Below are 26372 nucleotides of genomic sequence, written 5' to 3'. Positions count from 1 at the left end.
ACGGGGGGAAGAAAGGCTCACACCCTGCAACTCACTCTCATAAACAAACAAACCCGTTCAATTCGGCTTGTTTGCAAGGGGAATTCGCTTGACCGGCGCGGCCGTGACCATGTGAGAATGCGCCTAACAAGTGGCCGGCAAGGACCACATGCGCCAACAGGTTACGGGCGGTATCGCCCGGGGTGAGGAGAATGCAACCGACCGATACGCGCGATCCCGACTATTTTCACAAGGTCGTGGATTGCCAGTGGGCCTGTCCGGCACATACGCCGGTGCCCGAATACATCCGTCTGATCGCCCAGGGTGACTTCACCGGGGCCTATCTCGTCAATCGCCGCTCCAACGTCTTCCCCGGCATTCTGGGCCGGGTGTGCGACCGGCCCTGCGAGCCGGCCTGCCGGCGCGGCCGGGTGGAGGAGGAGCCGGTGGCGATCTGCCGCCTCAAGCGCGTCGCCGCGGACCATCGCGACGAGGTGAGCCATCTCCTGCCGCAAAAGCCGGACAAGACAAACGGCAAGAAGATCGCCCTGATCGGCGCGGGCCCCGCCTCGCTGACCGTGGCCAATGATCTCGCGCCCTTGGGCTATGAATGCACGATCTTCGAGGCGCATCACCGGCCCGGCGGGCTGATGATCGCCAATATTCCCGCCTTCCGCCTGCCGGAGGAAGTGCTGGACGAGGAGATCGGCTACATCCTGAACATGGGTGTCGAGCTGAAGCTGAACAGCCGGGTGGAAAGCCTGCGCGCCCTGATGGAAGGCGGCTATGACGCGGTCTTCGTCGGCTCCGGCGCGCCCAAGGGCAAGGACCTCGACATCGAGGGGCGGCAGGAGGCCGATGCTAATATCCATATCGGTATCGACTGGCTGGAAAGCGTCGCCTTCGAGCATATCGACAAGATCGGCAAGCGCGTCCTGATCATCGGTGTCGGCAATACCGCGATGGATTGCTGCCGCACCTCGCTGCGCCTGGGCGCGGACGATGTGAAGGTGATGGCCCGCAAGCCGCGGCAATTCTTCAAGGCCTCCCCCTGGGAGCTGGAGGATGCCGAGGACGAGAATGTCGAGATCGTCGTCAATCATTCCCCCAAGCGCTTCGTCGTCGAGAACGGCAAGCTCGTGGGCATGGAATTCGAGCTGATGGAATATGAGCTCGACGATGACGGCAATATCACCGAGACGCGCAAGGCGGGCACCAAGGTGATCCCCTGCGACGATGTCATCCTCGCCATCGGCCAGGAGAACGCCTTCCCCTGGATCGAGCGCGATCTGGGTATCGAGTTCGACAAATGGGGCGTGCCGGTCGTCGACGAGACGACGCACCAGTCGACCCTGCCGGGTGTCTTTTTCGGCGGCGACAGCGCCTTCGGTCCGAAGAATATCATCTGGGCGGTCGAGCATGGCCACCAGGCCGCCATCTCCATCCACAAGCACTGCCAGGACGAGGCGATCACCGAGCGCATGCCGCGCGGGGTGAATCTCCAGTCCGCCAAGATGGGCGTGAATGAGTGGATGTATTCCAACGCCTATACCGGCGCCCATCGCCGCGACATGCCGCTGGTCGAGCTGAAACAACGCCTGTCCAACCGCAAGACCGAGGTCGAGCTGGGCTTTGACGCCGAGCGGATCGCGACCGAGGTGCAGCGCTGTCTGAACTGCGACGTGCAGACCGTGTTCGAGGCACCACTGTGCAAGGAGTGCGATGCCTGCCTGGACATCTGTCCGGTCGATTGTCTGTCGATCCTGCCCAATGGCGAGGAAGAGGCCCTGCGCCAGGGGATGAAAGTGCCGGCGGCCAACAAGGAGCAGGCGCTCTATGTTTCCGAGCCGCTGAAGGATACCGGCCGGGTGATGGTGAAGGACGAGAATCTCTGCCTGCACTGCGGCCTGTGCGCCGAGCGCTGCCCCACCGCCGCGTGGGACATGCAGGATGCGGATATTTTCATTCCGCATGTCGACAATGAAGCCGGAAAGGTGGCGGCGGAATGAAGGACGTCGTGGAAACGCCGGGCGAAGTGCGTGTGAACGACTTCGTGATCAAGATCGGCAATGTGAACGGCACCGGTTCGGCTTCGGCCAACGGGCTGCTGATGAAGGCGATCTTCCGCATGGGCGTGCCCGTGGTCGGCAAGAACCTCTTCCCGTCCAACATCCAGGGTCTGCCGACCTGGTATGAGATCCGGATTACCAAGGACAGCTATTTCGCGCGCTCGGGCACGGCGGATTTCGTCGTCGCGATGAATGCGGAAACCTATGCCCGCGATCTCGCCGAGGTCTCGCCGGGCGGTTTCCTGCTGTACGATTCGACCTGGCCGCGTCCGGACCTGCACGGCCGCACCGATATCACCGCCATCGGCGTGCCGCTGGCGCGCATGTGCAACGAGCAGTTCGACAATGCGCGCACCCGCGTGCTGATGAAGAACATGGCCTATGTCGGCGCTGTGGCGGGGCTGACCGGGATCGATGTCGAGGTGATCCGCGGCCTGGTAACCGAGATGTTCGGCACCAAGGCGCATCTCATCGATGCCAACATGAAAGCCATCGAGCTGGGGCTGAATTATGTGCGCGAGCACTATCCCGACCCGCTGCCGCTGCGCGTGGAAGCGATGGACGGGACGTCCGGGCATATCATGATCGACGGCAACACGGCCGCCGCGCTGGGCTGTGTCTATGCCGGGGCGACCTTCGGCGCCTGGTATCCGATCACGCCCTCGACCTCGCTGATGGACGGGTTCAAGTCGTTCTGCGAGAAATTCCGCGTCGACAAGGATACCGGCGAGAAGAAGTTCTGCATCATCCAGGCCGAGGACGAGCTGGCCTCGATCGGCATGGCGATCGGTGCCGGCTGGAACGGCGCGCGGGCCTTCACCCCCACGTCCGGGCCGGGCATCTCGCTGATGAGCGAGTTCATCGGCTTTGCCTATTATGGCGAGGTGCCGGTCGTGCTGTTCGACGTGCAGCGGGCGGGGCCGTCGACCGGCCTGCCGACGCGCACCCAGCAGTGCGATCTCACCCTGGCGGCGTATGCCAGCCATGGCGACACCAAGCACATCCTCGTCTTCCCCGCCAATCCGAAGGAATGCTTCGAGATGGCGGTGCAGTCCTTCGATCTGGCCGAACGTTTCCAGACGCCGGTCTTCTTCATGACCGACCTGGATATCGGCATGAATGACTGGATGATCCCGGAACTCACCTGGGATGACAGCTACCAGCCCGATCGCGGCAAGGTGCTGGGCAAGGACGAGCTCGAGGCGATCGAGAAATTCTACCGCTATGAAGACCGCGACGGCGACGCGATTCCCTACCGCACCCTGCCGGGTGTGCATCCCAAGGGCGCCTATTTCACCCGCGGTTCCGGGCATAACTGGAAGGGCGGCTATACCGAGGATTCGGACGAGTACAAGGAGGTGCTCGACCGGCTGACGCAGAAGTGGAAGAACGCCGCGGCCGCCGTGCCGGCGCCGGTCATCATCAAGTGCGGCAAGCCTGCGCGGCGGGCGATTGTCTCGGTCGGCGGCTGTGACGGCGCGGTGCGCGAGGCAATGGACCGGATGGCCGCCGACGGCGTGCATCTGGACTATCTGCGGGTTCGCGGCTTCCCCTTCAGCCAGGAGGTCGACGACTTCATCGCCAGCTATCACGAAGTGTTCGTCGTCGAACAGAACCGCGATGCGCAGTTGCGCACCCTGCTGATCAACGAGACCTCGGCCGACAAGACGCGCCTCATTCCGGTGCTCGACTATGCCGGCATGGCCGCCAATCCGAAATTCATTGTCGAGGGCATCACTGCGCACCTCGAAATTGTGGGAGACGCCGCATGACCTCCATGCCGAAACCCTTCATCGACAAGCACCTGCCCAAGAACAAGTTGGGCCTGTCGGTCCGTAATTATGAAGGCGTGATGTCGACCCTGTGTGCCGGCTGCGGCCACGACTCGGTCACGGCAGCCCTGGTGCAGGCCTTCTGGGAGCTGGACCTGGCGCCGGAAAGTGCCGCGAAAGTCTCCGGTATCGGCTGTTCGTCCAAGACGACCGCCTATTTCATGGGCCAGTCGCACGGCATCAATTGCGTGCACGGCCGCATGCCCTCGGTGGCGACCGGCGCCAATGCCGTGAACGGCAAGCTGCACTATATCGGCATCTCCGGTGACGGGGACTCGCTGTCGATCGGCTTCGGCCAGTTCGCCCACGCCATCCGCCGCAATCTCAACATGCTCTACGTGCTGGAAAACAACGGCGTGTACGGGCTGACCAAGGGTCAGTTCTCGGCTTCGGCGGATTATGGCTCCAAGTCGAAGAAGGGCGTGCCGAACGAGCAGACGCCGATCGATCCGTGCGTGCAGGCGCTGACCCTGGGGGCCGGCTTCGTGGCGCGGGCCTTCTCCGGCGACAAGTCGCAACTGGTGCCGCTGATCAAGGCCGGACTGATGCACAAGGGCTTTGCCCTGATCGATGTGATTTCGCCCTGCGTGACCTTCAACGATCATGCCGGCTCGACCAAGAGCTATGCCCATACCTACAAATACTATCACCCGCTGGTGCACACGGATTTCGTGGCCCATGCCGAGGAGATCACCGGCGAGTATGCCGATGACGGTGCGATGCGGGTGACCATGCATGATGGCGGCGAGCTGCTGCTGCGCAAGACCGACAGTGATTATGATCCGCGCGACCGCGCCCAGGCGATCGAGACGCTGATGCTGGGCGGCAGCGATGGCGAGATCCGCACCGGCCTGCTCTATCTCAATGAGGACATGGCCGACATGCATGCCGCCAACCGGCTGCCGGACGCACCGCTCAACACGCTGTCCTATGACCAGCTGAACCCGGGTTCTGGCGCGCTGGCGGCCCTGCAGAAGCGCTATCGCTGACCGGCGTCAGCCGGTGGCGGAGAGGTGGTCGGCCGGCGTGATGCGCAGCCGGTCCGACCCGTCATGCGCGGCCAGGCTGGCGTGGATGAAGCAGCCGCCCGCCCCGTCGCGCAGCGGCACATAGTGCAGCGTCACGGTCTCGCCGTTCGGGGCTGTCCACGGTGCCGTCGCGGCGACAACCCGGCCTTCGCAAAGCCCGGCTTCATGGATCGCGGCCGCGTGCGCGCAGAGCGCCGCGAGCCTGTCGTCATCCGCCAGATCCAGGCACTCGGGTCCGAGATAGGTCTCGCGCATGGAGACGCTGGCTGCTTCGACGGGGAAACGGCCGTCGGCGGGAAGCGCACGCGCGACGAAACAGGCAAACGGGCTGAAGCGGACCAGCGCCAGCAGATCGTCGAACGGGCTGCGCGTGCGCGGATCCTCGCTCAGGCGTTCGAGCGCCGCGACGATATCATCGGGCGGCGTGACACTGCCGGCCTCAAGTCTTGATACATAGGTCTGGCTCACTCCGATGAGTTGAGCCAGGGCGACCTGTTTCAGGTGCAGCCTCTGCCGCACGGTACGAACGCGTGATGCCCAGTCCATTCCGCAGTCACTTCCAGTCCCCAAGGTGAATCCGGTCTTAGGGAAGCCTGCCGCGGGACGGCACTCATATTTGATGAACTTTGCTCGCGAATGAAAATCAGAAGCCGAGCGCGCGGCCGACATAGCCCGGCAGGTCCGACATCAGGAGGCCGAATTCGCCGCGTGCGATGGCCGGCAGCAGGATGGCCAGGACGACGCTGATCACCAGGCCCACAAAGGCGCGCAGGATGTCGGAGATGACGTCCCACAGCGCATCCATGTGCGAGCGCAGGCCGGCGATATAGGAGATCGCGATCTCGCGGCCGGCCAGCATGCCCAGGAACACCCAGGTGGTGCTCATCGGGATGTCGTTCAGTTCCTTGAAGAAATACAGGATCACGCCGTAGATGAAGTCGATCAGCGTGGCGGCGCGCACATCGGTTGTATTGGTCTTGCTCAGGACGATCTTCTGGATCTCGCCGCCGCGTGTCGCGAAGATGATCGCGTGCAGCGCCAGCATGACCAGCGTCGCGAAGACCAGCAGCATCGGCGAGAAGCTGACCTGGGTCTGCATCACGGCGACGCCGTCCTGCAGCAGCGGCGCGCCGTTTTCCATGACCGGCACGAGTTCGGTCGTGCGCGGCAGGAAGACGAAGATGTTCGCCAGGTCCTGCATCAGCCATTGCGACCACAGGAAGGCGGTCGACAGCCATTGCAGCACAAACCAGTAGGGCTTGTGCGGCTCGGAGTGGGTGCGGTGCACCCAGCGCTCGAAGATGCGCGAGATGACAAGATAGACCGCGAAGGCCGCGCCGATGGCGACGATGTAGCCGAGCGCCGACTTGGTCAGCATTTTCGGCAGCACGCCTTCGGTCTCGGCACCGCCGGTGAGGGCGAAGATCGTCAGGACGAGGAAGGTCGTGGAGACCGGCACGCCGAACCGCGTCAGGATCAGCAGGAAGAGCGGGGGAATGGCATGCCACCATTTCACGCCGCCTTCGGGATAGGGCAGCTCGTTCAGCCGGTCGAAGGCGATGTCCTGATTGCCGCCGAAATAGCCCCACAGCATCACCGCCGTAAGGATCGAACAGGCATAGAGCCAGAGGATCCACCAAGGGCGCTTGGCATTGGAGGACAGAAAGGTGCCCAGCGTCTGGATCGCGTCATTGGCGACGATCGAGTAGGAGGCGATCAGAAAGCCGACAATCGAGAAGACCCAGGCTGCAAGCGTGAGATCAGCCATGACGGACTACCTTTCTTCCGGGAAGTGCGGGGGCAGGTAGCAAGTTCCCTGTCGGCGGATCAATCGGCAAACGGCAACCGGGTGACAATTTCACAAAACTGTCGTGATGCATGTCCGGCATTGCGTCCGGAAAGTAGCATTAAGCATCTATCTTCACATCGGGCCGGTTTAGGGTTATAAAATATAACCGCTGCCCCACTTGGCCGGCGCCCCGTCCGGAACGGAGACGCGCGCATGAATTCGATGACACGAACGATCGAGACCCAGGCCATTCACTGGCCGTCGGTGATCCGCCATTACCGCTTGTCCAAGGGATTGAAACAGGCCGCGCTGGCACACGATCTCAATGTCACCCAGACCATGGTGTCGCGCTGGGAAAGCGGCGTGGCGCTCCCCAGTCCGCGGATCCAGGAGCGCATTTTCGACCTCTACTGGTCGTCACACACATCGGTCTCGCGGGCGGCCTGGATGGACCGGATCGGGCGGCACCCCTCCCTCGTTGCCGTGATCGACGGTCGCGGCCGGATCGAGCGGGCCAGCCGCGGTCTCGTCAGGACGCTGGGCTGCGAACGTCACGCGGTCGAGGGCCGCTATCTGGCCGAGGCGTTCCAGGGCGATCTTGTCGACCTGTTCGACACGTTCGACGCCAGCGGCTTCTTCGAGGGCCGTGTCGCCTCCGCGGAAAGCATGGACCGGATCGAGTTCCTGCCGCCGGGCAAGGGGGCGCCCGTGACACGCCTGGTGCATGGCCTGCACCGACCGACCTTCCTGCCCGGTCCGCGTATCGTCTGGCTGCTGTCGGCGGCCGAAGTCACCCAGGCCGTCTTCGATGACGTCCGGCTGCGGCTGGGCGGCCCGCGTGTGATCCGCAAGGGTATCTGACATGCCGAGGCGGGCGCAGAGGGCTGTTGCCAGCGAGCCGCCGGACCTCTGGCGGGCGCGGCTGCGCCGGTTCCGCTTCACCCACAATATCAAGCAGGCGGCCCTGGCGGCCGATCTGGGCGTGACCCAGGCCATGGTGTCGCGCTGGGAATCGGGTGTGGTGACCCCGAGTGCCGAGATGCGCGCCCGTATCATGGGCCTGTTCGAAACCGGCGAGGTCTCGGCACCGCTGATCGACTGGCGCAGTCACACGGCGGCCCAGCCCGGTATTGCGGCGGTAATCGACCGGGCCGGCATGATCGAGACGGCCAGCGCCGGGCTGTTGCGTCTGCTGGCGCGCGAGCGCGCCGAGGTTGAGGGCGCCCGGCTGGAAGACGTGCTGTCCGGCGACCTGCCGGACCTCTTCCAAACGCTTGGCGCGTCGGGATTCTTTGACGGCAGGCTCGAAAGCGTCGAAAGTGTGGATCGATATACCTTCGTCGATCGCGAGGGACAGGTGAGCTGCGTGTGCATCGAAGGATTGCACTGGCCGCACACGGGCGAGGATGGGGCGATCCGCTGGATGCTGTCCGGTGCCCCGATCGACGAGGGCGAATACGAAACACTGTGCCGCGAGCGGGCCGGCAAGGTCGCGCTCCACCCGGCACGCTGAGCCCTGAAGGGGGGGCAGAATTGGTACAGGATATCAAACTGTCTGTGTCTTCCAGCAAGGTGAACTGGCCGTCGGTGATCCGGAACTTCCGGATGTCCAAGCGGCTCAAGCAGGCTGCGCTGGCGGCGGATCTGGGCGTGACCCAGGCGATGATCTCGCGCTGGGAGAACGGCGACAGCGATCCGCCCGAACGGGTCAAGCGCCGCATGGCGGAGCTGGTCCAGGACGCCTTCGTCGTCGCGCCGGCGCCCACCTGGGTGGATCTCATCACGCTGAACCCGTCGGTTGAGTTCGTGACGGACTCGATGGGCATGGTGAAGGCGATCTCGCGCGGTGCGCTGGAACTGTTCGGCATGGCGCGTCACGAGATCGAGGGGCGCAATCTCCGCGACTTCGTCGGCGGCGACTTCATGTCGGCGCTGGAACGGATCCGCGAGGAGGGCATGTTCCAGAGCAATCTGGCCTACGCCCAGAGCCTCGGCTCGATGGAGATCAATGTGTCCTCGGGCATGCAGTCGCGCCTGTGCGATTTCCTGCACTGGCCGCGCATTTCCGAAGCCCGGACTGTCTACTGCATCCATTCCGGCGCCGTGCTGGACGAGTCCCGCTATACGGCACGGCTCGAGGAACGCGGCGAGAAGGTCGTCTTCCGCCGGACCTTCTGATCGTGGGTATCGGATACCGGACATGAAAAAGGGGCGGCTCCGCCGGAGCCGCCCCTTTCCTGTCAGGCTTGCGCCAGCGCTATTCGCTACGCTGGGCATCCCGCAGGGCGCGGAACTCGTTGCCCTCATGCCAGTTCGGCCAGTCGTCCGAATTGGCGAGGCGCGAACCGACCTCATAGAACAGCTCGACATTCTCGATCATGCCGTCCATCGGCCAGTCGGCGGAGTATTCGTCGGCCGGGCCGTGATAGCGGTTGGCGCGATAGTCCTCGCCGGCGGCCTGGCCGGCTTCCGTGCCGCCCTCGCGCAGGTCTTCGCCGCCATCGGCATACAGCATCGGCACGCCGTGCTTGGCGAGCGAGATATGGTCGGAGCGGTAGAAATAGCCGGCTTCCGGATTGGGATCCGGCACGATGTAGCGGTCCTGCTCCGAGGCGACGCTTTCCAGAACGTCTTCCAGCTCCGAGGCGCCGTGGCCGACCACGATGATGTCGCGCGAGCGGCCGGTGGGCAGCATGGCGTCGATATTGATCCCGCCCACGGTCTGGCTGAAGGGCACGATCGGGTTCTCGCCGTAATAGGCCGAGCCCAAAAGGCCGGATTCCTCGGCCGTCACGGCCAGGATCATGACCGAACGCTCCGGCGGATTGGCAGCAAAGGCTTCGCCGATCTCCAGGATGGCGGCGGTGCCGGTCGCATTGTCGACGGCGCCGTTATAGATGCCGTCCTCGCCCTCGGCCACGTCGCGGATACCGATATGGTCCCAGTGCGCGGTGTAGATGACGTACTCGTCCGGCCGCGTCGTGCCCGGGACCACGCCGACGACATTGCGCGAGTCGAGCGTGCGGGTGGAATTGTGCAGCGTTGCGGAGGCGGTCAGGCCCTCCATCGGCACGGCTTCGAAGTCGGCCTGCGAGGCGGCGGCGGTCACGGTGTCGAAATCGAGACCGGACAGTTCGAACAGCTGACGGGCCACATCCTCGGTGACCCAGCTCTCGACGGCAGCAAATGTGCCTTCGCCCGGTTCGCGGGCGAGATCCAGCTGGGCGCCGGTCCAGGAGCCCGAGACCACGTTCCAGCCATAGGAGGCCGGGGCGGTCTGGTGGATCAGGATGACGCCGGCCGCGCCCTGGCGGGCCGCTTCCTCATACTTGTAGGTCCAGCGGCCGTAATAGGTCATGGCATTGCCGTTGAAGAGGCCGGATTCGGGATCGGCATAGCCGGGGTCGTTGACCAGCATGACCACCGTCTTGCCCTCGACATCGACGCCCTCGTAATCGTTCCAGCCGTACTCCGGCGCGACGACGCCATAGCCGACAAAGACCAGGTCCGAGCTGTCGAGCGAGACCTCGTCGGCGGCGCGCTTGGTCCAGAACACCACGTCTTCATTCGTGGTCAGGCCGAGCGGCTCGCCATTGTGGGCGATGTCGAAGCTGGACGTGCTTTCATCCAGCGTGACTTCCAGCAGCGGCACCGGCTGGAAATAGCTGCCCTCATAGCCGGGCTCGAGACCGATGCGGGCCATCTCGTCGGCGATCCACTGGCTGGCGGCGATCCCGCCCGGCGTGGCCGGCGCGCGGCCCTCGAATTCATCGTCCGCGAGGGTCGAGATCATGCGGCGCATATCGGCTTCCGCGATCGCAGCGCTGGAAACTGCGGTATCGTCCGCCGGCGCGGAATGGCCCGCGTCAGTCGTCTCGGTGGTCGTCTCCGGGGCCGGCGCGGCGGCCGTGTCCACCTCGTCTGCCGGGGTGCAGGCAGCGAGCAGGAGCCCGCCCGCCAGAGTGCTCAAAACTAGTCTTCTCATGGTTCTCCCCCATGTTGCGGCCAACTGGGCCTTGGGCTTTGGCGCAAAACTGTGGCACATCCTGCATTCGTGCTCGTCGCGCACAAGGGGTGGCGTCACTGAGATCGTGCGGAAATGGGGTTTGACCAAACCTGAATGACCATTCATGTTTGGTGCTGACCACACACAAGAAGAGTGGGTCGAAAGACCGGTACGCCTGAGGGGAGAGATCATGGCGGAATCTGCGACCAAGACGAAGACAGGATTGGAGGCGGCAGCCGGGTATCGCGGCTATGTCCTTTTCATCCTGATCGTGGTCTACACGTTCAATTTTATCGACCGTCAGATCATTGGCATTCTAGCCGTCCCTATCCAGCAAGAGCTTGGCGTTTCGGATACAATGATGGGCGTAATGCGTGGTTTGGCATTCGCCATCTTTTATTCCACGCTAGGTGTACCGATCGCATGGCTGGCTGACCGGTACAATCGCGTGAAAATCATGGCGATCGCACTTTCGCTATGGTCGATCATGACCATGGTTTGCGGCTTGATTACGACTCCGGTTCAGTTGTTCTTCGCCCGCATGGGGGTTGGTGTCGGTGAAGCGGGCGGCGTCGCGCCGGCATATTCGATCGTTTCCGACTACTTTCCTCCGGAGCAGCGAGCTCGGGCGCTAGCCGTCTATTCCTTCGGCATACCCATTGGTAGCGCTGTCGGAATTGTGTTCGGTGGGGTCATCGCGACTTTGCTGGACTGGCGCGCAGCGTTTTTGATCGTTGGTGGCCTAGGGGTCATTTTGGCTCCCATTTTTTGGTTGACGACGCGAGAGCCGGAGCGTGGTCAATTCGACGGAGGCGAGAAGCCGAAACCTGTTGGAGTTGCACCGGTTCTGAAAAAGCTCGTGTCAAAGCCGAGTTTTTGGCTCTTGTCTCTGGGCGCCGCGTTTTCGTCCATGATGGGATATGGGCTTTTTGCCTGGATACCAACATTTCTTGTGCGTTCATTTGCGGATGGTTTCCCGGTGCTGTTTTCCTGGGCGCCGACATGGCTGGTGCCGGAGGGCGCGCCGACCCTGCTCTATGCGTCCTATTTCTATGGGGCTGTAGTTCTCACAGGCGGAATTGTCGGCATTTTTACCGGTGGGGCGTTGGCGGACCGTCTTGGCGGTGCCTCGAAAGCGAACTATGCCCGGATACCAGCCTTCGCGTTTCTCGCGACGGCACCCTTCCTCATCCTTGGAACGATTAGTGACTCGCTTGCGGTCATCTTCTTCGTAATGCTGATCCCGACCGCTTTGTCATTGGCGTGGTTGGGGCCGGTACTCGCGGCATTTCAACATATCGTGCCGCCGAATATGCGGGCGACGGCCTCAGCCATATTCCTGCTAATCAATAATCTCGTCGGCTTGGGTCTGGGGGACGTGTTCCTTGGTGTGATGTCAGATAGCTTTGCAGCTCAGTTCGGTTCGGAATCGCTCAGATATTCGATTATGAGCGGCGGCATCTTTTATCTCGTCGCGGCGGGTCTTCTCCTCCTCGCATCGCGTTATCTGGCCCGTGACTGGGAAGGTGAGGGCGAGACCGTCCCGGTACCGGAAGCGGAACCGCCGACCGAGGCTGAACCGAACTGATGCCTGGCGACATGTTCACGGACCATTTCTTCACCAATGCCGACGGGTTGCGCATCCACTATCGCGACTACCCGGCCCAGGGCACTAAGACCGGCGTGCCGGTGCTGTGCCTGCACGGGCTGACGCGCAATGTGAAGGACTTCGAGGATCTGGCACCGAAGATCGCGGCGAAGGGGCGGCGGGTGATCGTCGCCTCCCAGCGCGGCCGCGGCCGGTCGGATCCCGATCCGCAAGTTGAGCGCTACCAGCCGCCGGTCTATGCTGCCGACATGCTGGGCCTGCTTGATGCGCTGGGGATTGCCCGCGCGGTGTTTGTGGGCACCTCGATGGGCGGGCTGATGACCTTTGTCGTTGCCGGCGTCCAGCCGCAGCGCATCGCCGCGGCGGTGATCAACGACGTCGGACCGGTGGTCTCGAAAGAAGGCCTGGACCGGATCAAGCTGAACACGTCCAGCCGCGATCCCGCGGCCAGCTGGGACGAGGCGGCGGCGCGCACGCGTGAGAGCAATCTGGCCGCCTTCCCGGCGCGCGCCGACGACGAGGCCTTCTGGCTCGATTTCGCGAAGAAGACCTGGATCGACGGCGAGAATGGCGCGGTCGTGCTCGATTATGACGGCGCGATCCTGTCCATGCTGGGCGGCGATGACGGACCCCTACCGGAGCTCTGGGAGTTCTGGGAACCCTTCCGTACCATTCCGGCCCTCGTCGTGCGCGGCGGGATCAGCGATCTTCTCTCGCCGGAAACGGTGGCCGAGATGCGCCGGCGCAAGCCCGATCTGGGCGTGGTGGAAGTGCCCGATGTCGGTCACGCTCCCTTCATGACCGAGCCGGAAGCCTGGGCCGAGATCAACGCGTTTCTGGACCGGGTCGACTAACCCAAGGTCTGTGCAAGCAGTCCGGCATCCGGCTTCTCATTCCAGAACAGCCGGGTGCCGGTTTCGCCCTCGATATCGGCGGCGCAGATATGGCCGGTCTTCACCTTCGCATTGCTGTCCGCACCGGCCAGCGCGGCATGCATGTAGCGCAGCACGCCGTTTGATGTGATGACGAGGGTGAGGGGCGTTTGTGCCGCATCGCGCATGGCCGCGAGCGCATTGGCCTTCAGTGTCGCCTCGTCCGGCGACCAGTCGCAGCCCTCCGGGCGGCGGTGATGCGTGTCCCAGCTGTCCAGCGCGTCCTGGCCGAAGGCGGCGACGATCTCGTCATTCGACTTGCCGCCCCAGGCGCCGTAGTCGATCTCCTTCAGGCGTTCGTCGATTTCGGGCGTGCCGGCAAAGCCGGTCAGTCCGGCGATGATTTCCGCGGCGCGCCGCGTGCGCTTCAGGGGGCCGCAGACGATACGGCCCGGTGTCAGACCGGCCGCGGCCAGGGCTTCGCCCAGCGCCCGGGCCTGGGCCTCGCCGCTCTCGACCAGCGGCAGGTCTTCCTTCGCGCCGACCCAGACCGGCGTGTCGCCGGGGCCGAATGTATTGCCGTGGCGGGCGAGCAGGATTTTCGTCATGCCACCAGCTCCCCTTCGCGGGCGATGATCTCTTCCACGCGCACGGCATCCTCCGGTGCATCGACCGACCAGGCCGAGCGGCCGCGATAGTCGGTCAGCACGACGCGGATCGGGATGCCGTTCTCCAGGGCACGCAATTGCTCAAGGCTCTCGGTCAGCTCGAAAGGGGTCGGCTCCAGCGCGACCAGTTTCTCCAGCGTGTCGCGGCGATAGCCGTAGAGACCGATATGCTGATAGGTCGGCGCGCCTTCTCCCGGCTTGCGCCGGAAGGGGATGACGGCCTTGGAAAAATACATCGCGTCCATCGCCTTGTTGAAGACGACGGTCGTGCCCGAGGCCGAGCCCTTCGCCTTGTCGGCGCGCATCCGGGCTTCGGTCTCCGCGGGCAGTTCGATGGCGGGTGTGGCCATTTGAAGGGAGGGATCCGCCCGCAGCGTCTCGGCGACGCCGCCGATCACCCAGGGCGGGATCAGCGGTGCGTCGCCCTGCACGTTGATGACGATTTCCGCATCGCTGTCGAGGCGGCGCACGGCGTCGAGCGCGCGTTCGGTTCCGTTACGGCAGGCGGGGTCTGTCATCACGGCTTCGCCGCCGGCAGCGGTCACGGCATCCAGGATGCGCGCGTCATCGGTCGCGACCACGACGCGGTCGACCCCGTCGGCCGCCGCCGCGATCCGCCAGACCCGCTCGATCATCATCCGGCCGGCGATCTTCGCCAACGGTTTTCCGGGAAAGCGGGTCGACCCGTAGCGGGCGGGAATGACGGCAAGAACGGACATGTGGCGCAAACTCCCTGCAATGGTCCGGCTTGTTCCACACTCCGCCGGGAATTGCCATATTGGCTGTATCCACGACCCTGGATGCAGAATTTCCCCGTGCACTCGCGGCGTTGATGTGTACACATGACGCCGCCCGGAACCTGAACAGCCCGGGACTCCTGTCACTGAAGGCGAAACGAGGACGTTAGATGCGCCATTTCCTGTCCACCGAAGATTGGTCCCGCAACGAACTTCAGGGCCTGCTCGACCGAGCAGCCGCCTTCAAGTCGGGCGTGAAGAGCCGATCGCTGGAGGGCAAGTCGATTGCGCTGGTCTTCTTCAATCCCTCACTGCGAACGCGATCGAGTTTCGACATCGGCGCGCACCAGCTGGGCGGCCATGCCATCGTGCTGGACGCAAAGGGCGCGACCTGGCCGATGGAGTTCGGTGACGGCGCCATCATGGACGGTGCCGAGGAAGAGCATGTGCGCGAGGCCGCGCGCGTGCTGTCGCGCTATGTCGACCTGATCGCCATCCGCTGTTTCCCTGAGTTCAAGAACTGGCAGGACGAGCGCGAGGATCCGATGATCTCCGCCTTTGCGAAACACGCGACGGTGCCGGTCATCAATATGGAGACCATTGTGCACCCCTGTCAGGAGCTGGCTCACATGCTGGCCCTGCAGGAGCGCTCCGGTCCGGTGGCGGGCAAGAATTATCTTCTGACCTGGGTGCCGCATCCCAAGCCGCTGAATACGGCCGTGGCCAATTCCTCGCTGCTGATCGCGTCGAAGTTCGGCGCCAATGTCCGCATCCTGGTGCCGGATGAGGTCTACCGTCTCGACGAGCGCTACATGTCGGCTGCGGAACGCTTCACGGCTGAAGGCGGCGGCTCGGTGACGCTGACGACCGATGTCGAGGCGGCCTATTCGGGTGCCGATGTCGTTTATGCCAAGAGCTGGGGGGCTTTGCCCTTCTACGGCAATTGGGACGAGGAGGCGCCGTTCCGGGCGAAGGGCGCCGACTTCATGATCACGCCGGACAAGATGGCGCTGACCAATAATGCCGTCGTTTCGCACTGCCTGCCGATGCGCCGTAATGTGAAGATCGCCGACGCCGTGGTGGACAGCGACGCCTTCATGGGGATCGACGAAGCGGAAAACCGGCTGCACGTCCAGAAAGCCGTGATGGAAGCCCTGGCCCTGCAAGGGGGGGCGGAATGAGCGGCAAGGATCCGGTCCAGCCCCCGGTTCGCCAGACCATTGTTCAATTGCTGTCGCACATGCGCGACGGCAAGGAGATCCGCGAATACCTGCACCGCTTCTCCGGCGTCGACCAGGAACGCTTTGCCGTCATCAAGGTCGGCGGCGCGGTCATCCAGGACGATCTGGAAGGGCTGGCCTCGGCGCTGGCCTTCCTGCAGACGGTCGGCCTGACGCCGGTCGTGGTGCATGGCGGCGGGCCGCAGCTGGATGCGGCGCTGGACGCGGCGGGGATCGCCACCGAGCGGATCAACGGCCTGCGCGTCACGCGTGAACCGGCCATCCCGATCATTCGCGATACGCTAACGGAAGCCAATCTCGCCCTGGTGGACGCGATCCGCGCCGCCGGCGGCCGGGCGGCGGCCATCCCGCGCGGTGTGTTCGAGGCCGAGCTGGTCGACGAGAAGACCCTCGGACGGGTCGGCGAGCCAAGCCGGGTCCGGCTGGACCTGGTGGCGGCTGCGGCCCGGGCCGGCCAGGCCTCGATCCTGGCCTGTCTGGGGGAGACGGCTGACGGATGTCTCGTCAACGTCAACGCCGATACCGCCGTGCGCGCGCTGGTGCATGCGCTGCAGCCCTACAAGGTGGTCTTCCTGACCGGGACGGGCGGGCTGCTGGACCAGTACGGGGACATCCTGTCCTCCATCAACCTGGCGACCGATTTCGCGGAATTGATGGAAGCCGACTGGGTCAATGGCGGCATGCGGTTGAAGCTGGAGGAGATCAAGCGCCTGCTTGACGACCTGCCGCTGTCATCCTCGGTGTCGATCACGCGCCCGGCCGAACTGGCCCGCGAGCTCTTCACCCATGCCGGTGCCGGCACGCTGATCCGCCGCGGCGAGCGCATCAAGTCGGCAGCTTCGAAGGACGAGCTGGATATCGCAAAGCTCGACACGCTGGTGGCCAAGGCGTTCGGGCGTCCGCCGATCGCCGGCTACTGGGACAGCCTGGTTCTCGATCAGGCCTTCGTGACCGACAGCTATCGGGCCGCCGCGCTGACGACACGGCTGGACGACTGGATCTATCTGGACAAGTTCGCCGTGCTCGACGATGCGCGCGGCGAGGGGCTGGGCCGGGCGGTCTGGCACCGGCTGGTCGAGTACGCGCCGCGCCTGATCTGGCGGTCGCGCACCAGCAATCCGGTCAATGGCTTCTATTTCGACGAATGCGATGGCGCGGTGCGCCGCGATGAATGGACCGTGTTCTGGCGCGGCGAGGATGTCAGCCTGACCGGGATCGATGCTGTGGTCGAGAAAGCCTTCTCCCTGCCGCCCACGCTCGAGGCGCCGAAATGACCGCCCGGATCGGACTGATCGGTGCACGCGGTCATACCGGCCGGGAATTGCTGCGCCTGATCGGCAGCCGCGACGACATGGTTCTGGCCTATGCCAGCTCGCGCGAGTTTGCCGGCAAGCCCGTGGCCGACATGGCGCCGGAAATCGGCGGCGATCTCGCCTTTGAAGCCCTCTCGCCGGAGGATGTCGCCGCGCGGCCCGTCGATGCCGTGATCCTGGCGCTGCCGAACGGGGCCGCGGCGCCGTTCGTCGCGGCCATTCCGGCCGGAACCGTGATCGTCGACCTGTCGGCCGACTACCGGTTTGACGATGCCTGGGTCTACGGCCTGCCGGAAATCCACGGCCGCGAGGCGATCCGCCATGCCCGCCGCATCGCCAATCCGGGGTGCTATGCCACCGCCGGCCAGCTGGCGATCGCGCCGCTGCGCGGCCGCCTGGCCGGTCCGGCGCATGTGTTCGGCGTGTCGGGCTATTCCGGCGCCGGTACCACGCCATCGCGCAAGAATGATCCGGATGCGCTGGCCGACAATCTGATGCCCTATGCCCTGATGGGTCATATCCATGAGGGCGAGATGAGCCGGCATCTCGGCGAGAGCGTCCGCTTCACCCCGCATGTCGCGCAATTCTTCCGCGGCATCGTGGCGACGGTGCATGTCGAGCTGGCCGAGCCGATGGATCGCGACACGCTGATCGGATGTTTTCGTGATGCCTATGCCGACGAACCTCTGATCGAAGTCGTCGAGCGCATACCGGAAGTGCGCGACGGCGCCGGCAATCCCGGCGCGGTGGTCGGCGGGTTCGCCGTGGATGAAAGCGGCCACCATGCCGTGATCGTCAGCGCGCTGGATAATCTTCTCAAGGGCGCGGCCACCCAGGCGATGCAGAATCTGACCCTAGCACTGGGGCTGGAAGAGCTGCGCGGCTAGCCGTCATCGTTGGAGTAGCCGCGCACGACGCCCGCTTCGGCGTCGATCGCCTGCCAGCGGTCTTCATACGCAGCATCGCGCGCGACGCGGACATGCCCTTCGGCCCGCCAGAGGGTGAAGTCGCGCGTGCGGCCGCCGTCGAGCGGAATGGCCAGTTCGCCGACGGGTTCGAAAGTCCGGAAGTCCTCCCGCAGGCGCGGTACTTCCAGCGGGCGGTGCGACACGATCAGCACGGGGCCGTCGATCGTCTCCGGCAGCGGCCAGATATCCTCGGCATGGTTCACCGGCCCGGAATAGCGCAGCCACATCCGCAGCTGCCCCTGCAGGGACGGCGCATAGCGCTGGGTCTGGTGGAAGACATTGCGATCGTCGAACACGATGAAGGCGTAGTCGTCTGCGGCGGCCGCGTCGGCGATGGCGCTGGCCGTTTCCGGCCAGGCGCGGATACGCTTGGTGGCGTTGTCGAGGCCGGCCATCTCCACCAGAGCCGGGCTGGCGGCCACCATGGCAAAACCGATGCCGACAATGCTGTGCAGGGCGATCGAACCGATCAGCACCCAGCGGCGCCAGCCCGGCCCGTTCAGCAGGAAGAGCGTGACCAGGAGCGTCGCAGCGACATAGGCACCGGCCGCCCAGTTGGCATGGGCGCGGCTGATGAAGGCCTGGATCGAGACGGCGAGAATCGCGGGCACGATAAAGGCGGCGAGCAGGCGGCGTTCGGGCGCAATGTTGCGAAGCTTCAGCACGCCGGCAATCAGCAGGCCGATCAGGACCGGAAACAGAAGCGGCCCGAAGACGGCAATCTGCTCGACAAGGAATTCGGCCATTTCTGCAGGGTGAAACAGGTCGCCGCCCCAGTTTGCATTGGCCGCGGTATGCGTGACGGTGGCGAAATCGTTTGCTGCATTCCAGGCGAGATTGGGGGCCAGGCAGGCGAGCGCGATGAGTGCGGCGATGGCACCTTTCAGGCTCAGCAGCGCCCGGCGCAGCGGCGCGTCGATCACAATGCCGATGGCCGTGCCGACGACGAAATAGATCATCGCGTATTTGGACAGGAAGCCGAGGCCGATAGCGAGGCCCAGACCCGCCGCGGAAACCCAGCCGCGGTCCTCACGCAGGCGCAGCAGGGCGTAGAGGCCAGCCGACCAGGCGCACAGCAGCAGCGCGTCGGTCGAGATGACGACGCCGGACAGCCAGATCGAGGGCAGGGTGAGATAGACAGCCGCTGCCCAGAAGCCGGTTCGGGTGTCCGCGAGCCTTTGTGCACTTGCGAAAAGGAATGCCGCCGTTACCGAATGCAGCAGGGGTGCGGGAAGGCGGACGGCGAAATCGCTGTCGCCGAGAAGACCGGTCGAGGCGGCGATCAGCCAGGCGATCATGGGCGGTTTGGAGAAATAGCCCCAGTCGAATTCGCGGGACCAGATCCAGTACTGGGTCTCGTCTGCGTAGAGCGCAACCGGCGAGACCGCCAATGCCACAAGGCGCATCAACGCGACGCCAATAATCAGGCCGATCGTTGCCTGTCGCCAGGGATTCGTCCGTGAAGATTCGGCGAAGGTGGAATCAGTCATTCGGACGTCCCGTTTCCGCTGCTGAAAAGTGTAACATTTTCGCCGCAGCCTATGCGCTTTTCGCACGGGCCGGTAAAGGGGCCCCGTGGAGAAAATTCCGGGTTCCGGACAGGCCGGCATCCCGGATTTTGAGGTTTTGTGCGGCTGCACACACATATTTTGTGATTGCTGCACCGCAGCGACGGGTTGGTTGTCAGGGTTAACCTGCCGGAGCGTCACAAAAGCTTCTCATATACGTCTTGGAAAGTTTTTACGCCCGGCGTACGAGGCGCGTGCTTCGTACCCGGGGGCCGTGCCCCCATCTGATCATCCATTGGGGGACATGCTCCATGTCTTTTATGAAAAAGCTTTCCTATAGCGCGGCGACCATCGCCCTGCTGGCCGCCGCTCCGGCTGCCGTTCACGCCCAGGTGACCTCCGCGCAGCTGCGTGGCACCGTGCTGGACGAAAACGGCGCTCCGGTGTCCGGTGCGTCCGTCACCATCATGCACCTGCCGTCCGGTACGTCCGGCACGGCGACCACGACCTCGACCGGCTCCTTCTTCGAGAGCGGTCTGCGCGTCGGCGGTCCCTACCGCATCTTCGTTTCGGCTCCGGGTTTCCAGGGCGACGTGATCGACGACCTGATGATCCAGCCGGGCTCGCAAGCTCCGCTGACCATCCGTCTGAGCTCCGCCACAGAAGACGTGATCACCGTCACCGGCCAGGCCATCAACACGCTGGACCTGAACAATGGCGTGGGTTCGACCTACTCCGCGCGTGACGTCGCCAACGCCCCGTCGCTGAACCGCGACCTGATCGACACGCTGCGCCTTGATCCGCTGGTTTCCCAGTCGGGCGAAAGCTTCATGTCGATCGCCGGTCAGTCCCCGCGCTTCAACGCCGTGTCCATCGACGGCTCGCTGCAGCAGGACAATTTCGGCCTGGGTTCGAACACCTATGCCACCAGCCGTTCGCCGATCAACATCGATATCGTCGAGTCCGCGTCTGTCGTGGCCGCCGACTATTCGGTGACCTCCGGTAACTTCCAGGGCGGCCTGATCAACGTCGTGACCCGCTCGGGTACGAACGAGTTCGACGGCGCAGCCTTCTACTACCGTGCCGACGAAGACTTCCGCGGCAATGTGACCGACGGCGTTCTCGTCCCGGCCGTTCCGTACCAAGAAGAAGAGTACGGCATCTCGATCTCCGGCCCGATCATCGAAGACAAGCTGTTCTTCCTGGTCTCCTATGACGAGTATACCGCGGCGACCCCGACCGACCGCTCGGCCACGTACGAAAACGCCGGCATCGACCCGGCCTTCTGGACGACGCTGGCCAGCATGGTCCAGAACGAGTACGGCTTTGACATCGGCTCGCGTCCGCTCCAGGAATCCTATCCGTCGACGTCCGAGCGTCTGCTCGCCAAGTTCGACTGGAACATCAACGAGAACCACCGCGCCTCGTTCACCTACCAGTCGACCGAAGAACTCGACACCTCGACCTCGGCCTACAACTACGACACGGCCTTCTACGGCGTGCCGCTGGAAATCGAGGCGATGACCCTGCAGGTCTACTCCGATTGGTCTGATCGCCTGTCCACCACCCTGCGGATTTCGAACACGGAATTCGTGAAGGGCCAGAATTGTGGCGCCGGTTCCGACCAGCCGCAGCTCTCCTTCGATGGCTGGACGGTTGCTGAACTCGTCGGCACCCCGCTGGAAGGCCTGGCCACCCAGAACCTGTCCAACATCGTCGCAGGCTGCGACATCTACCGTCACGGCAACGAGTACAACGACACCCGCTTCGTCGTGTTCGGTTCTGCCGACTACACCTGGAACGACCACATCTTCACGGTCGGCGGTGAATACGAGCAGTTCGACCTGTTCAACCTCTTCGGTCAGCAGTCGAACGGCGAATTCACCTTCTCCAGCCCGCAGGATCTGATCGACGGCATCGGTCGCGTCGAATACCGCAACGTGACGTCCAACAATGCTGTTGACGGTGCTTCCAGCTGGGGCTTCGACCGCTTCGTGGCCTTCGCCGAAGACACCTGGCAGCTGCGTGACGACCTGACGGTCAACTACGGTGTCCGCTACGAGCGTTACAGCCAGGACGACGAGCCGTATGCCGACCCGGTCATCGCCGCTCAGTACGGCCGTGACACCTCGGCCAACCTGGATGGCAAAGATATCCTGATGCCGCGGGCCGGCTTCCGCTGGGATGCCCTGGACCGTACGACGGTGTCGGGTGGTTTCGGCCTGTTCTCGGGCGGTGCGCCGCAGGTCTGGATCTCCAACGCCTTCCAGACGCCGACGGTTTACTCGCGTCTCGACGGTGCGACCATCACCGACCTGAGCGTCCCGCAATCTCTGCGTGATGACGTCGCCAGCCAGGCTCCGGTCTCGATCGACATGATCGATCCGAGCTTCGAGATCCCGGCCGATTGGCGCGCCTCCCTGCGCCTCGACCAGAGCTTCGACCTGCGCTTCGGTGGTCTGGACTTCGGCAGCGACTACGTCTTCACGGCGCAGTACCTGTACTCCAAGTCCGAAAACAGCTTCGCCTGGGACAACCTGGCTCAGCTGGAACTCGGCTACGCCCCGGGCGTGGCTCCGGACGGTCGTACCATCTATGCCGACCTCGACGATCTGGGTGAAGCCAACCTGACCATGCTGACGAATGTCGACAGCGGCGAAAGCCACGTCTTCACCGTCGGCCTGTCGAAGGAGTACGAGAACGGTCTCGGCTTCAACGTCAGCTATGCCTACCAGGACGTCCAGTCGGCCCTGTACGACACGTCTTCGCGCGGCATTTCCTCCTGGCGTTCGCAGACCACGTCGGACCGGAACGATGTGTCCGCCTCGACCTCGCTCTACCAGGTTGAAGATCGTTTCGTGACGGCCTTCTGGTACGAGCGTGAGTTCTTCGGCGATCTGACGACCCGCCTCGACCTGATCGGCGAGTTCACCTCGGGCTCCCCGTACAGCTACACCTTCGACGTGGGTTCCTCGAACCCGCTCTTCGGCCGCGCCGGTCAGGGTGAAAGCCCGTACGATGCGGACCTGCTGTACATCCCGGAAGCCACCGATGCGCGCGTCGTTTACGCCAGCGGTTTCGATCAAGCCGGCTTTAACGACCTGATCGACAGCGCAGGTGTGCCCCGCGGTCAGATCTTCGAAGGCAACTCGCTGACCTCGCCGTGGAACCAGCAATGGGACCTGCGTATCCAGCAGGAACTGCCCTTCTTCTCGGGTGCTGTTGAGCAGTGGGTCGGTGAGAACCGCCTGAACATGGTCATCGACATCTTCAACGTGGCCAACCTGCTGAACGACGAGTGGGGCACGCAAGTGAACGGCCCGTCCTTCGGTCAGGCCAACATCGTGTCCGCCGATCTGGTGTCCGCTGCCGACGTCGCCATCAATGGCGTCGACGGTGCGACGGCCCTGACGGGTGATGCGCCGCGTACGGCCTGCCTCTCGGCTGGTGACTGCGTGTACCGCTTCAACTCCTTCAACGGCAGCCGTGCCAATTCCACGGCCAGCCGCGGCAGCTCGCTGTACTCCATCCGCGTCGGTCTGCGCTACGAGTTCTAGGCCAGACTTTCCGGATGACCGGACTTGTGGAAGGGCGGCCCTTGTGGCCGCCCTTCTTCGTTTTGTGTCTCGCGCGGCGGCCCGCGTCATGATAGAGCCGCGGCCCATGACGACCCTGCCATTTCCCCCCGCACTCGCCCTGCCGCACGAGACCGCTCCGGTCCGGCGGATCTTCACCTGCTGGCCGTCCGCGGCCGATCTGTGGGAAGAGGATCTCGAACCGGCCCAGGCCGAGTTCGGCGCCTTTCTCAACGCGCTCGCCGAACCGTCCGTCCGCGGCGAAACGCTGGATCTGGTCGTGCTCGCGGCGACGGCCCAGGCCGAGGCTTCGGCCCGCCAGGCGATGGGGCGCCGTGCGCGCGTCGTGCGCGAGGCTTTCGGGGATGTCTGGGCACGCGACACCGGTCCCGTCTTCGTCAGGGATCACGGCAAGGACATTGCCATCCGCTTCCGTTTCAACGGCTGGGGCGGCAAGTACGACCTGCCCGGCGACGACACGGTGGGCGGTGCGATCGCGCGCATGGCGGACGCGTCCGAACGTCATGTCGACCTGGTTGCCGAAGGCGGCGCGCTGGAGTTCGACGGCGACGGCACACTGATCACGACGCGGCAATGCCTGCTCAATCCCAACCGCAATCCCGGCCTCACCGAGGCGCAGGTCGAGGATGTGCTCAAGCAGACTTTCGGTGTGCGCAAGGTGTTGTGGATCGATGAGGGCCTGGTTGCCGATCACACCGACGGGCATATCGACAATATCGTCCGCTTTGCCCGGCCGGGTGTTGTGATCTGCCAGGCGCCGTCGGGCGAGGACGATCCGCAGACCGCGGTGCTGTCATCGATCGCCCGGCAGCTTTCGCGCATGACCGACGCCAAGGGCCGGCGGCTGAAAGTCTACACCATCCCGTCTCCGGGGCGGGTGGATCTGGGCGATGGCGAGACCGTGCCCGCCAGCCACATGAACTGGGTGATCGGACCGCGCAATGTGGTCGTGCCGACCTATGGCACGGCCAGCGCAAACGCTGCCGTTGCAGCGCTTCGCCCCCTGTTTCCGCATCACACCGTTGTCGGATCGTCAGCGCGTGCCATACTTTCGGGCGGAGGGGCTTTCCATTGTGTCACATGCCATCAGCCCGGAGTGTGAGGATTGATGCGAAGCGTACTGACTGCCCTGGGCCTTGTGCTCGTCTCGACGGTGCCGGCGGCTGCCGCCGGCCATGACAGCGCCAGCCCGACCGAGCGGGAAGACTATCCCTATCTTGGCGCCTTGCGCGAAAGGCTGGACGAGGCCGCTGGAGACCAGCGTGTGGTCGGCCTTGTGGCGGCCGTGATCGAGCACGGCGAACCGGTCTTCATCTATACCCATGGTGAGACCGCTGCCGGGTCCGGCGAGACCGTCACCGCGGAGACGATGTTCCGCGCCGCCTCGGTGTCCAAGACCTTCACCGGCACCTTGCTGGGCGTGCTCGAGGCGCAGGGCCTGGTCGATATGAGCGCGCCGGTGCCGGTCGATGTGTTGCAGCTGCGCGGCGATCGCCAGCCGACGCTGGAGGAAATCGCCAGCCACCGCACCGGCCTGCCGCCCAATGCCTACGATCTGGACCTGGAAGCCGGACAGGCGCCGGACCGCATTCGCATGCGCCTGGCCGGGGTCGATCTTCTGTGCCCGGTCGGCGATTGCTACACCTACCAGAACGTCGCCTTCTCGGCGCTGGAAAGCGTGGTGGAGGACGCCACCGGGACCGATTTCAACACGGCGCTGCGTGATTATGTGATCGAGCCTCTGGGGCTGCCGGCCGCGTCGGTCGGAACGGCGGCGCTCGAAGCGTCACCCTCCTGGGCGCGGCCGCACAGCGGCTGGCGGCGTACGGCGAATACACCGGGCAATCCGACCACCCCCTATGATTCTATCCCGTCGGCGTCCGGCCTGAACCTGTCGCTGAACGATCTGATCGCCTGGGCGCAGGTACAGCTGGGAACATTGCCCGGGCTGGACGAGGCCGTGCGGGTGCGCATCCACAGCCCGCTGACCGACACGCTGCGCGAGACGCGCCGTCTGGGCCGGCTGCGCGATCGGGTCGACAGCACGGCCTACGGGCTCGGCTGGCGCATCTATGAATGGGGCGACCGCACGCTGGTGCTGCACTCGGGCTATCTGTCCGGCTATGGCGCCCAGATCGTGCTCGAACCGGAGACCGGTTTTGCCTTTGTGGCGCTGTGGAATTCGGACAACCGGCCGGCCTGGTGGCTGTGGCCGACCGTGATGGATCTGCGCACCGGCGACGGGCCGGGCGACTGGATCGAAGAGGTTATGGAGGACTGACGGGATGGCCCGTACGATTTCGGTGGCCGCCCTGCAGGCGGCATTCGGCGAGGACATGGACGCCAATATCGCGACCGTGAAAGAACTCGTGCGCGAGGCTGCCGGCCGCGGCGCCCAGGTCGTGCTGCCGCCGGAACTCTTCCAGGGGCCCTATTTCTGCAAGGTCCAGGACGAGCGCTTCTTCGCGACGGCCTGGCCGGCGATGGAACATCCCTGCGTGACGGCGCTGGCGCCGCTGGCTGCCGAACTGGGCGTGGTCATTCCGGTCTCGATCTATGAGCGCGACGGGCCGCACTACTACAATTCGCTCGTCGTGCTGGATGCCGATGGCAAGGCGCTGGGCGTCTACCGCAAGAGCCATATTCCCGACGGTCCCGGCTATATGGAGAAGTTCTACTTCCGGCCGGGCGATACCGGTTTCAAGGTCTGGGATACGAAGGCCGGCAAGATCGGTGTGGGCATCTGCTGGGACCAGTGGTTCCCGGAAGCGGCGCGCTGCATGACCATGCTGGGAGCAGAGGTGCTGCTCTACCCGACCGCGATCGGTTCGGAGCCGCATGATGACAGCCTCGACACCGCTATCCGCTGGCAGCGGGCGATGCAGGGGCACGCCGTCTCGAACGTCATTCCCGTGATCGCCGCCAACCGGATCGGCAATGAGGATGGCCAGGTCTTCTATGGTTCATCCTTCGTCACCGATCATACGGGTGAAAAGCTGGAAGAGCTGGGCCGGAACGAGACCGGCGTGGTCTCATCGACCTATGACCTGGACTTCCTGCAGCGTCACCGCGCAGCCTGGGGCTTCTTCCGGGATCGCCGCCAGGATCTCTACGCGCCGTTCTTTTCGCCGAAGGTCTAGCTTTTTTGTGGTCGCAT

At 64.4% G+C, this 26372-nt stretch carries 21 protein-coding genes; 15 read left to right on the top strand and 6 right to left on the bottom strand.

Features of this window, described 5'->3' with window-relative positions; translation table 11 throughout:
• Positions 1–191: 191 nt before the first annotated feature.
• The 3 genes from JJ918_RS06930 to JJ918_RS06920 are packed head-to-tail and all read left to right on the top strand — an operon-like array spanning position 192 to position 4869.
• Positions 192–1988, top strand: a complete 1797-nt coding sequence (locus JJ918_RS06930; protein WP_291885007.1) for an FAD-dependent oxidoreductase — start codon at positions 192–194, stop codon at positions 1986–1988.
• The gene (locus JJ918_RS06925) at positions 1985–3820 is read left to right on the top strand and encodes a 2-oxoacid:acceptor oxidoreductase subunit alpha (RefSeq protein WP_291885004.1); all 1836 of its coding nucleotides are present in this window, start codon (positions 1985–1987) and stop codon (positions 3818–3820) included. Before JJ918_RS06930 ends, JJ918_RS06925 begins: the two co-directional genes overlap by 4 nt.
• The gene (locus tag JJ918_RS06920) at positions 3817–4869 is read left to right on the top strand and encodes a 2-oxoacid:ferredoxin oxidoreductase subunit beta (protein ID WP_291885001.1); all 1053 of its coding nucleotides are present in this window, start codon (positions 3817–3819) and stop codon (positions 4867–4869) included. The genes JJ918_RS06925 and JJ918_RS06920 overlap by 4 nt, the downstream gene beginning before the upstream one ends.
• A gap of 6 nt (positions 4870–4875) precedes the next feature.
• Here JJ918_RS06920 and JJ918_RS06915 read toward each other — a convergent pair whose 3' ends face one another.
• Both JJ918_RS06915 and JJ918_RS06910 read right to left on the bottom strand, forming a co-directional pair.
• Positions 4876–5454: a helix-turn-helix transcriptional regulator gene (locus tag JJ918_RS06915; protein ID WP_291884998.1), complete on the bottom strand. Its 579-nt coding sequence runs from the start codon at positions 5452–5454 to the stop codon at positions 4876–4878.
• A 97-nt stretch (positions 5455–5551) separates the two neighbouring features.
• Entirely contained in the window at positions 5552–6676 is a 1125-nt protein-coding gene (locus tag JJ918_RS06910) for a hypothetical protein (RefSeq protein ID WP_291884996.1), read from the bottom strand.
• Between the two features lie 234 nt (positions 6677–6910).
• Here JJ918_RS06910 and JJ918_RS06905 point away from each other — a divergent pair, with 234 nt between their 5' ends.
• The 3 genes from JJ918_RS06905 to JJ918_RS06895 are packed head-to-tail and all read left to right on the top strand — an operon-like array spanning position 6911 to position 8875.
• On the top strand, positions 6911–7558 hold the full coding sequence (locus JJ918_RS06905) for a helix-turn-helix transcriptional regulator (RefSeq protein WP_291884993.1): 648 nt from the start codon (positions 6911–6913) through the stop codon (positions 7556–7558).
• Between the two features lies 1 nt (position 7559).
• The gene (locus JJ918_RS06900; RefSeq protein WP_291884991.1) at positions 7560–8210 is read left to right on the top strand and encodes a helix-turn-helix transcriptional regulator; all 651 of its coding nucleotides are present in this window, start codon (positions 7560–7562) and stop codon (positions 8208–8210) included.
• A 44-nt stretch (positions 8211–8254) separates the two neighbouring features.
• The gene (locus tag JJ918_RS06895; protein ID WP_291884988.1) at positions 8255–8875 is read left to right on the top strand and encodes a helix-turn-helix domain-containing protein; all 621 of its coding nucleotides are present in this window, start codon (positions 8255–8257) and stop codon (positions 8873–8875) included.
• A 79-nt stretch (positions 8876–8954) separates the two neighbouring features.
• Here the strand turns inward: JJ918_RS06895 and JJ918_RS06890 are convergent, their stop codons facing one another.
• Positions 8955–10682 carry a M28 family metallopeptidase gene (locus JJ918_RS06890; protein WP_291884985.1) on the bottom strand — a complete coding sequence of 576 codons (1728 nt, stop codon included), beginning with the start codon at positions 10680–10682 and terminating at the stop codon, positions 8955–8957.
• Positions 10683–10893: 211 nt separating this feature from the next.
• Here JJ918_RS06890 and JJ918_RS06885 point away from each other — a divergent pair, with 211 nt between their 5' ends.
• Together JJ918_RS06885 and JJ918_RS06880 are read left to right on the top strand one after the other, a co-directional pair.
• Entirely contained in the window at positions 10894–12291 is a 1398-nt protein-coding gene (locus JJ918_RS06885; RefSeq protein WP_291884982.1) for an MFS transporter, read from the top strand.
• The gene (locus JJ918_RS06880; protein ID WP_291884979.1) at positions 12291–13166 is read left to right on the top strand and encodes an alpha/beta hydrolase; all 876 of its coding nucleotides are present in this window, start codon (positions 12291–12293) and stop codon (positions 13164–13166) included. The genes JJ918_RS06885 and JJ918_RS06880 overlap by 1 nt, the downstream gene beginning before the upstream one ends.
• Here the strand turns inward: JJ918_RS06880 and JJ918_RS06875 are convergent.
• Together JJ918_RS06875 and kdsB are read right to left on the bottom strand one after the other, a co-directional pair.
• On the bottom strand, positions 13163–13792 hold the full coding sequence (locus JJ918_RS06875) for a histidine phosphatase family protein (RefSeq protein WP_291884977.1): 630 nt from the start codon (positions 13790–13792) through the stop codon (positions 13163–13165). The genes JJ918_RS06880 and JJ918_RS06875 overlap by 4 nt on opposite strands.
• Complete coding sequence (kdsB, locus tag JJ918_RS06870) at positions 13789–14571, bottom strand: 3-deoxy-manno-octulosonate cytidylyltransferase (RefSeq protein ID WP_291884975.1); 783 nt, start codon at positions 14569–14571, stop codon at positions 13789–13791. Before kdsB ends, JJ918_RS06875 begins: the two co-directional genes overlap by 4 nt.
• Positions 14572–14759: 188 nt before the next feature.
• Between kdsB and JJ918_RS06865 the strand changes: the two genes are divergently transcribed.
• Genes JJ918_RS06865 through argC form a run of 3 tightly spaced genes read left to right on the top strand, consistent with a single transcriptional unit; the run spans position 14760 to position 18030 of the window.
• Positions 14760–15770 carry an N-acetylornithine carbamoyltransferase gene (locus tag JJ918_RS06865; protein ID WP_291884972.1) on the top strand — a complete coding sequence of 337 codons (1011 nt, stop codon included), beginning with the start codon at positions 14760–14762 and terminating at the stop codon, positions 15768–15770.
• Positions 15767–17104, top strand: a complete 1338-nt coding sequence (locus JJ918_RS06860; RefSeq protein ID WP_291884969.1) for an acetylglutamate kinase — start codon at positions 15767–15769, stop codon at positions 17102–17104. The genes JJ918_RS06865 and JJ918_RS06860 overlap by 4 nt, the downstream gene beginning before the upstream one ends.
• The gene (gene argC / locus JJ918_RS06855) at positions 17101–18030 is read left to right on the top strand and encodes an N-acetyl-gamma-glutamyl-phosphate reductase (protein WP_291884966.1); all 930 of its coding nucleotides are present in this window, start codon (positions 17101–17103) and stop codon (positions 18028–18030) included. The genes JJ918_RS06860 and argC overlap by 4 nt, the downstream gene beginning before the upstream one ends.
• Here argC and JJ918_RS06850 read toward each other — a convergent pair.
• A complete protein-coding gene (locus tag JJ918_RS06850) occupies positions 18027–19601 on the bottom strand; it encodes a glycosyltransferase family 39 protein (RefSeq protein ID WP_291884964.1) in 1575 nt (524 codons plus the stop codon). The two genes, argC and JJ918_RS06850, sit on opposite strands and share 4 nt — an antisense overlap.
• 329 nt (positions 19602–19930) lie before the next feature.
• Here JJ918_RS06850 and JJ918_RS06845 point away from each other — a divergent pair, with 329 nt between their 5' ends.
• The 4 genes from JJ918_RS06845 to aguB all read left to right on the top strand — a co-directional run bounded on the left by JJ918_RS06845 (position 19931) and on the right by aguB (position 26355).
• On the top strand, positions 19931–23176 hold the full coding sequence (locus tag JJ918_RS06845; protein ID WP_291884961.1) for a TonB-dependent receptor: 3246 nt from the start codon (positions 19931–19933) through the stop codon (positions 23174–23176).
• Positions 23177–23282: 106 nt separating this feature from the next.
• Positions 23283–24317, top strand: a complete 1035-nt coding sequence (locus tag JJ918_RS06840) for an agmatine deiminase family protein (protein ID WP_291884958.1) — start codon at positions 23283–23285, stop codon at positions 24315–24317.
• A 6-nt stretch (positions 24318–24323) separates the two neighbouring features.
• Entirely contained in the window at positions 24324–25496 is a 1173-nt protein-coding gene (locus tag JJ918_RS06835; protein WP_291885085.1) for a serine hydrolase, read from the top strand.
• Positions 25497–25500: 4 nt separating this feature from the next.
• Positions 25501–26355 (top strand): N-carbamoylputrescine amidase, encoded by an 855-nt coding sequence (aguB, locus tag JJ918_RS06830; RefSeq protein ID WP_291884955.1) that lies wholly within the window; start codon positions 25501–25503, stop codon positions 26353–26355.
• The last annotated feature ends 17 nt before the right edge of the window (positions 26356–26372 follow it).

This window comes from Maricaulis sp., assembly GCF_017642925.1.
Taxonomy (GTDB): Bacteria; Pseudomonadota; Alphaproteobacteria; order Caulobacterales; family Maricaulaceae; genus Maricaulis.
The sequence above is the reverse complement of the archived record's forward strand: the minus strand, read 5'-3'. Positions and strand labels throughout refer to the sequence as shown.

Bases quoted from the DNA above. Each gene is read 5' to 3' on its own strand.
- JJ918_RS06930 (WP_291885007.1), top strand. From the start codon at position 192: ATGCAACCGACCGATACGCGCGATCCCGACTATTTTCACAAGGTCGTG.
- JJ918_RS06905 (WP_291884993.1), top strand. From the start codon at position 6,911: ATGAATTCGATGACACGAACGATCGAGACCCAGGCCATTCACTGGCCG.
- JJ918_RS06880 (WP_291884979.1), top strand. From the start codon at position 12,291: ATGCCTGGCGACATGTTCACGGACCATTTCTTCACCAATGCCGACGGG.
- JJ918_RS06875 (WP_291884977.1), bottom strand. From the start codon at position 13,792: ATGACGAAAATCCTGCTCGCCCGCCACGGCAATACATTCGGCCCCGGC.
- aguB (WP_291884955.1), top strand. From the start codon at position 25,501: ATGGCCCGTACGATTTCGGTGGCCGCCCTGCAGGCGGCATTCGGCGAG.
- JJ918_RS06860 (WP_291884969.1), top strand. From the start codon at position 15,767: ATGAGCGGCAAGGATCCGGTCCAGCCCCCGGTTCGCCAGACCATTGTT.
- kdsB (WP_291884975.1), bottom strand. From the start codon at position 14,571: ATGTCCGTTCTTGCCGTCATTCCCGCCCGCTACGGGTCGACCCGCTTT.
- JJ918_RS06865 (WP_291884972.1), top strand. From the start codon at position 14,760: ATGCGCCATTTCCTGTCCACCGAAGATTGGTCCCGCAACGAACTTCAG.
- JJ918_RS06915 (WP_291884998.1), bottom strand. From the start codon at position 5,454: ATGGACTGGGCATCACGCGTTCGTACCGTGCGGCAGAGGCTGCACCTG.
- JJ918_RS06845 (WP_291884961.1), top strand. From the start codon at position 19,931: ATGTCTTTTATGAAAAAGCTTTCCTATAGCGCGGCGACCATCGCCCTG.
- JJ918_RS06850 (WP_291884964.1), bottom strand. From the start codon at position 19,601: ATGACTGATTCCACCTTCGCCGAATCTTCACGGACGAATCCCTGGCGA.
- JJ918_RS06910 (WP_291884996.1), bottom strand. From the start codon at position 6,676: ATGGCTGATCTCACGCTTGCAGCCTGGGTCTTCTCGATTGTCGGCTTT.
- JJ918_RS06900 (WP_291884991.1), top strand. From the start codon at position 7,560: ATGCCGAGGCGGGCGCAGAGGGCTGTTGCCAGCGAGCCGCCGGACCTC.
- JJ918_RS06925 (WP_291885004.1), top strand. From the start codon at position 1,985: ATGAAGGACGTCGTGGAAACGCCGGGCGAAGTGCGTGTGAACGACTTC.
- JJ918_RS06885 (WP_291884982.1), top strand. From the start codon at position 10,894: ATGGCGGAATCTGCGACCAAGACGAAGACAGGATTGGAGGCGGCAGCC.
- argC (WP_291884966.1), top strand. From the start codon at position 17,101: ATGACCGCCCGGATCGGACTGATCGGTGCACGCGGTCATACCGGCCGG.
- JJ918_RS06835 (WP_291885085.1), top strand. From the start codon at position 24,324: ATGCGAAGCGTACTGACTGCCCTGGGCCTTGTGCTCGTCTCGACGGTG.
- JJ918_RS06890 (WP_291884985.1), bottom strand. From the start codon at position 10,682: ATGAGAAGACTAGTTTTGAGCACTCTGGCGGGCGGGCTCCTGCTCGCT.
- JJ918_RS06920 (WP_291885001.1), top strand. From the start codon at position 3,817: ATGACCTCCATGCCGAAACCCTTCATCGACAAGCACCTGCCCAAGAAC.
- JJ918_RS06840 (WP_291884958.1), top strand. From the start codon at position 23,283: ATGACGACCCTGCCATTTCCCCCCGCACTCGCCCTGCCGCACGAGACC.